Origin of the sequence: Sphingobium sp. SCG-1, from assembly GCF_002953135.1 — a bacterium.
Lineage (GTDB): Bacteria > Pseudomonadota > Alphaproteobacteria > Sphingomonadales > Sphingomonadaceae > Sphingobium.
Window position 1 is genome coordinate 3,809,716 of sequence record NZ_CP026372.1, and the last position, 12,447, is coordinate 3,822,162.

At 61.2% G+C, this 12,447-nt stretch carries 9 protein-coding genes; 5 read left to right on the plus strand and 4 right to left on the minus strand.

Translation table 11 applies throughout. The annotated features are described in order from the left end of the window. Positions 1–53: 53 nt before the first annotated feature. A complete protein-coding gene (locus C1T17_RS17645) occupies positions 54–665 on the minus strand; it encodes a TetR/AcrR family transcriptional regulator (protein WP_104954561.1) in 612 nt (203 codons plus the stop codon). A 156-nt stretch (positions 666–821) separates the two neighbouring features. On the opposite strand from C1T17_RS17645, the gene C1T17_RS17650 reads away from it, so the two are divergent. After that, positions 822–3,128, plus strand: a complete 2,307-nt coding sequence (locus tag C1T17_RS17650) for a TonB-dependent receptor (protein WP_104954562.1) — start codon at positions 822–824, stop codon at positions 3,126–3,128. A 91-nt stretch (positions 3,129–3,219) separates the two neighbouring features. After that, complete coding sequence (locus C1T17_RS17655) at positions 3,220–4,476, plus strand: spinster family MFS transporter (protein WP_104954563.1); 1,257 nt, start codon at positions 3,220–3,222, stop codon at positions 4,474–4,476. A gap of 69 nt (positions 4,477–4,545) precedes the next feature. On the opposite strand, the gene C1T17_RS17660 is transcribed toward C1T17_RS17655, so the two are convergent. Beyond that, entirely contained in the window at positions 4,546–6,342 is a 1,797-nt protein-coding gene (locus tag C1T17_RS17660; RefSeq protein ID WP_104954564.1) for an IlvD/Edd family dehydratase, read from the minus strand. 10 nt (positions 6,343–6,352) lie between these two features. Further along, the gene (locus tag C1T17_RS17665) at positions 6,353–7,501 is read right to left on the minus strand and encodes an aldose epimerase family protein (RefSeq protein ID WP_104954565.1); all 1,149 of its coding nucleotides are present in this window, start codon (positions 7,499–7,501) and stop codon (positions 6,353–6,355) included. Positions 7,502–7,640: 139 nt separating this feature from the next. Between C1T17_RS17665 and C1T17_RS17670 the strand changes: the two genes are divergently transcribed. Next, complete coding sequence (locus C1T17_RS17670; RefSeq protein ID WP_104954566.1) at positions 7,641–8,960, plus strand: sugar MFS transporter; 1,320 nt, start codon at positions 7,641–7,643, stop codon at positions 8,958–8,960. A gap of 3 nt (positions 8,961–8,963) precedes the next feature. Here the strand turns inward: C1T17_RS17670 and C1T17_RS17675 are convergent, their stop codons facing one another. After that, positions 8,964–9,734: a FadR/GntR family transcriptional regulator gene (locus tag C1T17_RS17675; RefSeq protein ID WP_104955343.1), complete on the minus strand. Its 771-nt coding sequence runs from the start codon at positions 9,732–9,734 to the stop codon at positions 8,964–8,966. Between the two features lie 104 nt (positions 9,735–9,838). Between C1T17_RS17675 and C1T17_RS17680 the strand changes: the two genes are divergently transcribed. Together C1T17_RS17680 and araD1 are read left to right on the plus strand one after the other, a co-directional pair. After that, positions 9,839–11,407, plus strand: coding sequence for an aldehyde dehydrogenase (NADP(+)) (locus C1T17_RS17680; RefSeq protein WP_104954567.1), 1,569 nt, complete (start codon positions 9,839–9,841; stop codon positions 11,405–11,407). A 45-nt stretch (positions 11,408–11,452) separates the two neighbouring features. Next, positions 11,453–12,445: an AraD1 family protein gene (araD1, locus tag C1T17_RS17685; RefSeq protein WP_104954568.1), complete on the plus strand. Its 993-nt coding sequence runs from the start codon at positions 11,453–11,455 to the stop codon at positions 12,443–12,445. Positions 12,446–12,447 lie beyond the last annotated feature (2 nt).

Consider the following 12,447-nt stretch of genomic DNA (forward strand, 5'->3'; position numbering starts at 1 on the left):
GGGGGCGAGAAAACGGTGCAGTTTCATTTCCGTATCCGCGCCCTCTGGAACACTTATCTCCTGCCGAGGCCTTGCTCGATCAGCGCATTGGCGATGGCGGCGACTTCCGCCGGGTCGCGATCTTCGTCCCACACGCCGTAGCGCAGGCCCAGAAAGACGTTCATGCCCATGATGGCCCAGGCATGGACTTCATCGACTTCAACGCCGAGTTCTTCGCGCGCGAAAGCCTGACGCAGGCGCGTGGCCATGCGCGCCGCGGTGCTTTCATAGTGCAGGCGATAGGCGGCCTGATCGACGAATTCGGCCTCGTCAATGATGCGGTAGATTTCCTTGTGGGCGCGCGCGAATTCAAGGAAGCTCAGTAATCCCAGCCTTTCCGCGTCGATGCCGTTGCGTGCCGTCGCGACGCGGGGGGCAACATGATCGCGCACCTGATCGGACATGTCGGCTACCAGCGCGCGAAAGATCGCGTCCTTGGTATCGAAATAGGTATAGAAGCTGCCTAGCGCACAGCCCGCGCGCCGTGTGATCCCACTGATCGACCCTTCGTGGAAACCTTTTTCGGCGAATTCCTGCGTTGCGGCCTCCAACAAAGCGCGCCGCGTACGTTCGCCTCTGGCGGTGCGAGGGATCTTGTCATCCCGATCCGGTGCCGATCCTGTCATGGCATTTCCCCTCCGCCGCGCGTCTCTTAGCGCATTTCTTCGCTCTTGTCGTTCGGCTCATATTTCAAGTTGAAAGTTGGTTCAACTTTCATTATCGATTCTACAGAGCAATTCGGCAGCCCGGCTCACGGGTGCCTTTCAGGAGAGGAAATCACCATGACGGCCCGCCTCAGCTATCGCGCCATCGTTCTCGCTTCCGCTGCATGGAGCAGCTTTGCCGTCCTACCCGCTTATGCGCAGGATCAGGCGCCCGTCGCGGATGAAGGAGGTGACATTGTCGTCACCGCACGCCGCCGTGAGGAAAGCCTGCTCGACGTGCCGATCGCCGTCAGCGCGTTCTCTGGCGAGGCGCTGGAGCGTAGCGGCGCGATCGACATTACGGACATCTCCAATGTCACCCCCAACACGACGCTGGAAAATTCGCGCGGCACCAATTCCACGCTGACCGCCTTCATTCGCGGCGTGGGTCAGCAAGATCCTGTGCCCGGTTTCGAAGCTGGGATCGGCATCTATCTCGACGACGTTTATCTCAATCGTCCGCAGGCCGCCGTGCTGGACATCTACGAAGTGGAGCGGATCGAGGTGCTACGCGGGCCGCAGGGAACGCTTTACGGCCGCAACACGATCGGCGGCGCAGTGAAATACGTGACGAAAGCATTGCCCAATGAGTTTCAGCTTAAGCTGCGCGGCACCTATGGCAGCTATGACCAGGCCGATGGCGTTCTGACTGTCAGCACACCCATCAACGACATGATCCGGGTCGGCGGATCGGTGGCGCGACTGTCGCGCGGCGGCTTTGGCGACAACATCAATCTTGGCATCGAGAATTACAACAAGGATGTCTGGGCCGGGCGCGGCACCGTGGAGTTCGGCGGCAACGGCCAGCCGGTCCTGATCCGCATCTCCGGCGACTACAGCCGCGACAAGTCCAACGCCCGCAACGGCCACCGCCTGATCCCCGGCCTGATTTCCGGTGCGCCGGTGCTGGACGATGTTTACGACACGCGCGCTGGTCTCAACAACCCGAAGCAGGACATCGAGGCATACGGCCTTGCGATGAACATCTCGGCGCAACTGACGGACCGGTTCACGCTGCGTTCGATCAGCGCATGGCGGAAGGATACAAGCTTCACACCCATCGACTTCGACGCGCTGCCCGCCGTGGATGTCGACGTGCCCGCTGTCTATCGCAACGAGCAGATCAGCCAGGAATTCCAGCTTCTCTATGAGAGCGACAAGCTAAATGGCTTGCTCGGCTTTTATTATCTGGACGCGACCGCCTCAACTTCGTTCGACGTGCTGCTTGGCCTGACCGGCGCAACGATCGGCGTACCGGGTCTCAACGGCTATACCGCTGGCGACGTGCGCACCGACACATGGTCGGTATTCGGCGATTTTACCTTCGACTTCACCGACCAGTTCAGTTTGTCGGTGGGTGGTCGGTACACCAATGATAAGCGGAAGGCTTTCATCCTGAAGCAAAACCGGGCGACGGGCACCTCTCCGGAGTTTGGCGGCATCACACCCATCGTGCTCGCGACAGCCACCAATTTCGAAGGCGAGCGCACCTTCAAGGAATTCACGCCCCGCGCTTCGTTGAGCTTCAAGCCAGTCGATGACCAGTTGATCTATGCCTCCTATTCCAAAGGCTTCAAGGGCGGCGGTTTCGATCCGCGCGGCTCTGGCACGTCCGCGCCCGACAGCAATGGCGATGGCACGCGCAGCTATCAGGAAATATTCGACTTCCTGTCATTCGATCCCGAGAAGGTCGATAGCTACGAGCTTGGATATAAGGGCGCATTGTTCGACCGCCGCCTGAGCCTCAGCATCGCGGGCTTCTACGCGAACTACAAGGATGTGCAGATTCCCGGCTCGGTCGGTTGTACCGTGGGCGGCGTGCAAAGCTTCTGCGGCATCACCACCAATGCCGCGAAGGCCGATATCAAGGGTGTCGAGGTGGAAGCCAATGCCCTGCTGGCGCGCGACTTCGCAGGGGCCGGATCGTCGCTGCGCGTGCTTGGCGCGCTGGGCTATGTCGATGCGAAGTACAAGCGGTTCATCGGCCCCACCGGCACCGACGTTTCCGATGTGCGCACGTTCCAGAACACGCCCAAATGGACGGTCTCTGGCACGCTGAACGCGGGTATTCCGCTTGGCGATGGAGGGATCGATTTCTCCACTACTCTTTCCTACCGCAGCCTGACGCACCAGTTCGAGATTCCCATTCCGGCACTCGACCAGCCCGGCTATGCACTGTGGGACGCCAGCATCGTCTGGCATTCGGCCAATGACCGGTATTCCCTCGGCCTGCATGGCAAGAACCTGACCGACAAGCAGTACATCACGTCGGGGTACAATTATCAGTCCGCGACCGGGGTCTCGACGCTGGGCCGTGAGGGCGTGCTGACGGCGTTCTACGGTAATCCCCGGCAGGTGTTCGTGACGGCGGGCCTGAAGTTCTGATCCGTCATGCTCGCCAGACCGGAAACGTTGATCTACGGCTTCCGTTCGCTTTCGTGTTGCGCGAAGCCTCACCCAACCGGACGGATATGATATGACGACGGCATCTGCTCCCTACCCCGCCCGACGCGGCGTCGTGCTGGCGATGCTGTTGCTGGTGTACACGTTCAACTTCCTCGACCGGCAGATCCTTGGCATCCTTGCCGGGCCGATCAAGGCGGAGTTGGGGCTGAGCGATACGCAGCTCGGCGCGCTGGGTGGCATTGCTTTCGCGTTGCTCTACTCGACGCTGGCGATCCCGCTGGCGTTGCTGGCGGATCGCACCAGCCGGACGTGGGTCATCACCGTGTCGCTGGCGATATGGAGCGGCTTCACTGCGCTATGCGGCGTGGCGAGCAGCTTCTGGCAGATGTTCGCCTTCCGGGTGGGCGTCGGCATAGGCGAAGCGGGGGGCGTCGCGCCGTCCTACGCAGTGATTTCGGCCACGTTTCCGCAGGAACAGCGCGCTCGCGCCTTATCGATCTATTCTCTGGGTATTCCGTTGGGATCAGCGGGCGGCGTGTTACTGGGCGGGTATATTGCGCAGGCCGTGGAATGGCGGACGGCTTTCATCGTCGTGGGCGTGCTCGGCTTGCTGATCGCGCCGATCTTCCGGTTCGTAGTGCGCGAACCTGTGCGGCCAGCAGCGGAAGCGAATGCCGCGCCGGTGTCTGCGGTCTTCGGCATTTTAGCCGCGAAACGCAGCTTCTGGTTCCTGGCGCTCGGCGCGGCGTGCAGTTCGATGTGCGGCTATGGCGTCGCGTTCTGGCTTCCAAGCCTGCTGATGCGCAGCTTCGGCCTCAATATCCTTGGCGCGGGACAGTTCCTGGGCGCATTGCTGCTGCTCGGTGGAGTAGCGGGCGTTCTGCTGGGCGGTTGGTTAGGCGACAAGATGGGCGGACGCGACAAGGCTGCCTATGCATGGGTTCCGGCGGTTAGCTATGTCGTGGGTATGCCGTTGTTCGTCATCGGCGTCTTGTCTGGCAGCGCGACTTTCGCCTTCCTGCTCTTCCTGATCCCGCAGGCGCTCGTCTATGTCTGGCTGGGTCCGGTGCTGACTGCGGTACAGCATCTCGTCCCGGCGCATATGCGGGCGAGCGCGGCCGCCTGTTTCCTGCTCATCAACAATCTGGTGGGATTGGGATTGGGGTCGTGGAGCGTTGGCGCGCTTTCCGACGCATTGACGCCGTCTTTCGGCGTGGAAGCATTGCGCTATGCGATTGTGGCGGCGCTGGGCTTCTACCTGCTCGCGGGCTTTTTCATGGCCTTGGCGGGCAAGCATTTGCGCCGGGATTGGGTGGAGGCGGCTTAACCACCGAGCGGCGTCGGCTTGCCTAGGCGTACGTAAAAGGCCGCCCCCCCCCGATCATGCTTATGCCTTTTAGTGGTTGTCGCGTGGCAGGCCCATTGTCTGGGCGATGCGTTGATACTTCTCCGCACCTTCCAATATGGCTCCGGTGTCCATCTGACCCACCACGGCGCGCTGCATTTCCTGCCATGGCGTTTGCGAGGCGGGATAGCGGTAGCCGCCTTCAGCCATGAGTGCTTGCCGCCGCTCCGCCAGTTCCTCGTCTGAGATCAGGACATTCACCGTGCCGCGATTGAGATCGATCCTGACTCGATCCCCAGTGCGTAGGAGGGCAAGGCCACCCATTGCCGCCGCCTCCGGGCTGGCATTGAGGATCGATGGGCTGCCGCTGGTGCCGGACTGGCGACCATCGCCCACACACGGCAGCGCGCCAATGCCTTCGGTGATGAGATAGGCGGGCGGTCGCATGTTCACGACTTCCGCCGCGCCCGGATAGCCGATCGGCCCCGCACCCCGCATGAACATCAGCGTTGCGGGCGTTATGCCCAGCGACGGATCGTCGATGCGCTTGTGATAATCTTCCGGTCCGTCGAAGACTACGGCTGGACCTTCGAAGGCTTCCGGATCATCGGGATTTGAAAGATAGCGGGCGCGGAAGGCCGCGTCGATGACGCTTGTCTTCATGATCGCGGCGTCGAACAGGTTGCCGGACAGAACCAGGAAGCCTGCATCCTTCACCAAAGGTTGATCGAAGGAGCGGATGACTTTTTCGTCCTCAATCGTCGCGTCGCGGCAGTTCTCGCCAATGGTCTGGCCATTGACGGTCATCGCGTCCTCGCGGATCAGTCCCTGCCCCATGAGTTGCGCGACCACGGCAGGCACGCCGCCGGCACGGTAATAGTCCTCGCCCAGATATTCGCCTGCCGGTTGCAGATTGACCAACAGCGGCACCTTGTGGCCCTCAGTCTCCCAATCTTTGAGCGGGAGATCGACGCCCACATGACGCGACAGAGCCGCAAGATGGATCGGCGCGTTGGTCGATCCACCTATAGCGGAATTGACGACGATGGCGTTGTGAAAAGCATCGAGCGTCAGAATGTCCGATGGCTTCAGATCCTCCGCCACCATCCCGACGATGCGCTTGCCGGTGCGATAGGCGACTTCCTGCCGATCGCGATAAGGAGCGGGAATGGCGGCCGATCCGGGTAGCATCATGCCCAGCGCCTCGGCGAGGCTGTTCATCGTCGTCGCAGTGCCCATGGTGTTGCAATAGCCAGTCGAGGGAGCCGACGACGCCACCAGTTTTATGAATCCGAGATCGTCGATTTCACCAGTCGCCAGCATCTGCCGCGCCTTCCAGACGATAGTGCCCGAACCGGTGCGCTCCCCCTTGTGCCAGCCGTTGAGCATTGGGCCGACCGACAGCGCGATTGCCGGGATGTTGACTGTCGCGGCCGCCATCAGACAGGCAGGCGTTGTCTTGTCGCAACCCGTGGTGAGGACCACGCCGTCGAGCGGGTAACCATAGAGGGCTTCCACGAGACCCAGATAGGCAAGGTTGCGATCCAGCCCCGCAGTGGGGCGCTTCCCGGTCTCCTGGATAGGGTGGACCGGGAATTCCAGAGCGATGCCGCCCGCTTCCCTTATGCCTTCACGCACGCGTTCCGCCAGCACCAGATGATGCCGGTTGCACGGGGACAAGTCGCTGCCGGTCTGTGCGATGCCGATGATCGGTTTACCCGACCGAAGCTCTTCCAAACTGAGGCCGAAGTTGAGGTATCGCTCCAGATAGAGCGCAGTCATGTCGATATTCTCGGGATTGTCGAACCAGGCCCGCGAACGGAGCTTGGGAGGGGTAGCATCTGTCATAGGAAATCCGTCAGCGTGTCGTGGAAAGGCGGTAGATCATCACATGCCGATAAGGCTTGCCGGGATCGACCCGAGCGGAAACGAAGTCGGGTTGATTGGGTGCGTCCGGAAATTTTTGCGGCTCCAGAGCGATCCCATCACCCATACGATAGAGGTGCCCCTGCTTGCCGACGAAAGTGCCGTCCAGGAAGTTGCCCGTGTAGAATTGGATGCCAGGTTCGGTGGTGAGCACTTCCAGAACGCGGCCCGATTGGGGATCCTCCAGCCGCGCCGCCAGTTCAGGTGCCTTGGTCAACCCCTTGTCGAGTGCGAAATTGTGATCGTAGCCCTGGCCGAAGCAGATTTGCTCCTCGCGTCCGTCACGGATGCCATCGGCAACGCGGCGGGCTTTACGGAAGTCGAACACGCTGCCTTCCACCGAACGGCGCTCGCCGGTGGGGATAAGGTTAGTGTTGACCGGAGTGTAGGCGGAGGCCGGAACCGTCAGCATGTGGTTCGTCGCGCCATCAGGCGATCCTTCGCCGCCCAAATTGAAAATGGCATGATTGGTCATGTTCACGATGGTCGGCTTCGTCGTCTTTGCGTCGAACGCAATGGTGAGCGCGCCTGCCTCGTCGAGCGAATAGGTGACAGTCGTATCCAATTGGCCGGGGTAGCCAGCGTCACCATCGGGACTGCGATAGCTGAGGACCAGGCTGGCGGTCGGGCCGCTCTTCAGCGAGACGACCTTCCAGACCACCTTGTCGAACCCCTTGCCGCCGCCGTGAAGGGAATTGGTCTTGTCGTTGAGCGGCAGTTGGTAGCCTTTGCCGTCCAGCGTGAACCGTCCGCCCGCGATGCGGTTGGCATAGCGGCCGACCGTGACACCGAAATAATTGGGGTGATCGACATAGGAGGAGAGATCATCGTAGCCCAGCAGGACGTCTGCGGGCTTCCCATCCTTGTCGGGTGCGATCAGCGATTGAAGCGTCGCGCCGTAGGTAAGGATACGCGCCGAGATGCCGCGTCCATTCGACAGCGTAATCGTTTCAATGGCGGTGCCGTCCTTCAATGATCCGGCGGGCGAGCGGCTCGCCTCTGCCGCAGCGGCAGGATTGCCTGTCATCAGCGCGAGCGCCAGCCCCCCCAGCGTTGCACTAGCTTTGCCAATCTTCTCCATTCCTCGCCTCCACAGATTGCGCCATTGACGATGACGCATTGACGCTTTCCGCTTCCATATATAGTCGGACTAATTAGCGGAGCGCAAGCCATGCCGAGTCAGGTGTTGATGGCAGCGTTCAATAATGGAGAAGGATGACATGGCAGCGCCAATACCATCGTCAACGATCGGAACGATAGCATCAGGGAATGAAGGTGTCCGCTATGGACCGGCGCTGAGCCTGCTCGCCAGCCTGTTTTTCATGTGGGGCTTCATTACGGTCATCAACAACACGCTGCTGCCGCATCTGCGCAGTGTCTTCGATCTTACCTACACTCAGACGACGCTGATCGAATCGACCTGGTTCATCGCCTATTTCGTGGCGTCGATTCCTGCAGCGAAGTTGATAGAGCGGATCGGATATCAACGATCGCTGGTAGTTGGCCTGCTCATCATGGCAGTCGGAGCACTAGGCATGATACCCGCCGCCCGTATTCCGTCTTACGGCGTGACGCTGGCCATGCTGTTCGTGATTGCAAGCGGGATCACCCTGCTGCAAGTCGCGGCCAATCCCTACGTCGTGGTCGTCGGCAAACCGGAAACCGCGTCGTCCCGTCTCAATCTGGTGCAGGCGATGAACTCGGCCGGCACGATGCTCGCGCCGCTGTTTGGAGCCTACCTGATTTTAGGTCGTTCTAAGGGTGGCACGGCCGAAGCAGGCGTTGTTCTCACCCAAGCCGAAAGGCTAGCCGACGCGCAGTCGGTGGTGCTCCCTTATGCGCTCGTCGCAGTTGTGCTGGTCGTGCTCGCGATTATCATTGCCCGCTTCCCACTACCCGCCATGGGAAATGCCACGACGCGCCTGGCCCGTGAGGAGCGCAAGCGTCTTTCGCTCTGGAAGCATCGCAATCTCGTGTTCGGCATCCCGGCGATCTTCATCTATCTGATCGCGGAGATCGGCGTCGCCAATCTCTTCGTCAACTTCGTCAGCCAGCCTGAGATCGCCAATCTGACGCATGAGGAAGCCGGGCGATACCTGACCTTCCTGTGGGGCGGGATGATGGTCGGCCGGTTTGCCGGCTCGGCGATCATGCAGAAAATCCGCGCTGAAACCGTGCTCGCCGCCTTCTCCGTCGGCGCATTTGTGGTGATGCTGGTGACGGTCTTCACGACTGGGCCAATCGCGATGTGGTCGCTGATTTTGGTCGGCCTGTTCCACTCGATCATGTTCCCCACCATCTTCGCGCTCGGCATTCGTGGCTTGGGACCGCTGACGGAGGAAGGGTCGGGATTGCTCATCATGGCGATCGCGGGCGGCGCGCTGGTTATCGTCCAAGGGTGGATCGCGGACAATTACGGATTGCAGAGTTCGTTCCTGCTGACGGCGGCATGTGAAATTTATGTGCTGTTTTATGCTCTGTGGGGATCACGACCGACCCACGCTCTGCCCGATCAGCAAGTCGTTTCCGAAGCGACGTAAGGTTCAGGGTTGCATGGCGCTGCGCGTGTCTTCCAGGGCCAGGTCCACAAGGACGCGCATTGCTTCGCTGGCCGCTGAACCGTCGCTCGCGGCAATGGCATCATAAACGCGCACATGGTCGGGGATTGGATTGCGCGGCAGGGCGCGTGAGCGCTGCTTGAATTGCGTCGTCCAATTGACGGCCGCGCCGATGCTTGCCGTCAGCACAAGCAAGGCGTCGTTACGTGTTGCCTGTAGTATCGCATTATGAAAATCGCGATCCGCCGCACGCCCAGCCTCTGTGGCGAGCGTGTGGCGGCGCATTGCAGCCAGCGCGTCCTTCATGAGCTTCAGATCATTGCGATCGCGGCGTTCGGCGGCAAGCCGCGCCGCTGCCGGTTCGACAATGGCCCGAAGTTCAAACAGATTGCGCACGAACTCTAAATCCGGTTCGCCCGCAAATGCCCATGCGAGCACATCCGGGTCCAGCAGGTTCCAGCGGTTTCGCGGCAGGATGCGCGTGCCAGCTTTGGGACGGCTCTCGACCAGCCCCTTCGCAGTCAGCACCTGAACGGCCTCGCGGTAGGCACTACGCGAAACATCCAGCTCCTCGGCAAAAGCGACTTCGCCCGACAAGATATCGCCCGGCGCATATTGCCCCGACAAAATAGCCAGCCCCAGCTTGTGGACGAGAGCGCCGTGCAGCCGCCTCCCCGGTCCGCGCGGTTTGCGTCCGGCTGGGGTTTCGCCCTCCGCTCCAACCTGGATCAGTTTGACCGCCTTTGCATTCGTCATGAATCCCTCCTCGAACGACCAGTACCAGCGGATGCTCGAAGGTGGAACGACAAACATTGCCTTCTTGCGTTTGGTATAATATGTCGGAGTAATAAGGAGCCGAAATGACCGATCAAGCCTCTCTCGCCCCATCTCCCGCACGGAGCGATTTCTATTCGATTTCGGCAGCAACCGGCGAACCGGTCGGCGAAGCTTTTGCCATTCATGGCCCCGGCGACGTGGATGCCGTGTGTGCTGCTGCTGAAGCCGCGTTTGATACCTATCGTTCAACCGATCGGGAAACGCGTGGGCAGTTTCTTGAACGAATCGGCGACGAAATCATCGCGATTGGGGATGAGTTAATTGATACGGCCATGCGCGAGAGCGGCTTGCCCCGTGCGCGGCTGGAAGGTGAGCGCGGACGAACCGTGAGTCAGCTCCGGCTTTTCGCGACCGTGGTGCGTAGTGGCGGATGGCAGGGCCTGCGCATTGATCCCGCGTTGCCGGATCGGTCGCCGCTCCCTCGCCCCGATCTGCGTATGCGGATGGTGCCGCTGGGTCCGGTAGCGGTCTTTGGCGCGTCCAATTTCCCACTCGCTTTCTCAACGGCGGGCGGAGACACGGCGTCAGCCTTGGCCGCGGGGTGCCCCGTGGTGGTGAAGGGACATCCAGCCCATCCGGCGACGGGTGCGCTGGTTGCAGACGCGATTCGGCGGGCAATTGCGGCAAGCGGGTTGCCGGACGGCGTGTTCTCGCATCTGGTTGGACCGGGCAACGATCTTGGCTCCGCATTGGTCAAGGATGCCCGCATTGCTGCGGTCGGGTTCACCGGGTCACGCGCAGGCGGACTGGCCTTGCTCGCCCTCGCGCAGGCGCGTCCAGTACCGATCCCGGTTTACGCGGAGATGTCGAGCATCAACCCCGTATTGCTGATGCCCCACGCGCTCGCGGCCCGCGGTGCAACGCTCGGAACAGAATTCGTGGGATCGTTGACGATGGGTGCGGGGCAGTTCTGCACCAATCCCGGATTGCTTCTCGCGATCGAGGGCGATGGCCTTGACGACTTTATCAGCGCGGCTGGCGGAGCACTCACCGCTAACGTCGGGGGGACGATGCTGACGCCCGGTATCCAGGCTGCTTATAAAAAGGGCATTGAGACCCTGGCCAGTCATTCGGACGTGGAGACGATCGCGCGCGGGCAAGCCGGTGACGGCGTAACCTGTGGTCAGGCAGCGCTGTTCGTGACCACTGCCAGTGCTTTCCTGGCGGACGAAGCGCTGGGGCATGAAGTATTCGGCGCATCCTCTTTGCTCGTCCGTTGCCGGGACGAAGCGGAATTGCGCGACGTCCTCGCCAAGGCTGAGGGCCAACTAACTGCCACGCTGCATATGGATGCTGAGGACGAGACGCTGGCGGCGACGCTCATTCCGATCCTTGAGCGCAAGGCGGGGCGTATCCTGGTGAATGGCTGGCCGACCGGTGTCGAAGTCACGCATGCCATGGTGCATGGCGGGCCTTATCCCGCGACTTCGGACGGCCGTACGACATCAGTGGGGAGTATGGCGATCGATCGGTTCCTGCGCCCGGTGTCCTATCAAAACTTGGCTCAGAGCCTGTTGCCGCAAGAATTGCAGGACGCCGCCGCCAAGGATGGCGTTCCCCGCCTGATCGACGGCAAGCTTAGCATCAACTGACACGGACGACCGCATCGCGGCGTTTGGAATTTTGGGAGAGGTTCGATGACATTACGGTTGCTGCAGCATCGCGGCCCCGATGGCGCACGCGCGGTGATCGCCGCGACGGACGAGGGAGCAGCGTTTGTTCCAGGCGTGAAAAGCATCCGTATGCTCGCCACGCGCGCAATTGCCGACGGCATAGGTTTGGTGGAGGCAGTGAAGACATGCGGCAAGGGTGCTGACGTCGATCTGGCCGCTGAATTTGCGGCGGGGCGTCTGGTGACTCCCATCGATCATGAAGATCCCGCACATCTTGTGCTGGCGGGGACGGGCCTTACGCATCTTGGATCGGCAGAAGGCCGTGACAAGATGCACCGTGATGCGGCTACTGCGGCTACCCAGACCGACTCTATGCGCATGTTCCTTGAAGGCGTCGAAGGCGGAAAGCCAGCGTCAAGGCAGACAGGTCAGCAGCCGGAATGGTTCTACAAAGGTGACGGCTCGCAACTGGTCGGGCCGGGGGATGCCCTCTCCATGCCGCACTTTGCGAAGGACGGCGGCGAGGAGCCAGAGCTTGCGGGCATCTATCTGATCGGGCCTGATGGGACACCGTTCCGGCTTGGGCTGTGCCTTGCCAATGAGTTCAGCGATCATGTGACGGAGCGCCATAATTACCTCTGGCTTGCGCACTCCAAGCTGCGTCAGGCAGCGCTGGGTCCGGAACTGCTCGTCGGTACGCCGCCCGATCATGTCGAAGGCATGAGCCGGATTCTGCGCGATGGTGCGACGCTCTGGGAAAAGCCATTTCTGTCGGGCGAAGCCAATATGTCGCACACATTGGCGAACCTTGAAGCACATCATTTCAAATATGGGCTGTTCCGCCGTCCGGGTGACATTCACGTCCACTTCTTTGGTACCGCGACGCTCTCGTTCAGCGACAATGTCGAAACGCGCGTCGGGGATACTTTCGAGATTGAGGCCGCGCCGTTTACGCTGCCCTTGCGCAATCCGCTGGCGCGCGGTGCGGAGGAAGCCGTTGTCGTGCGGACGCTCTGACG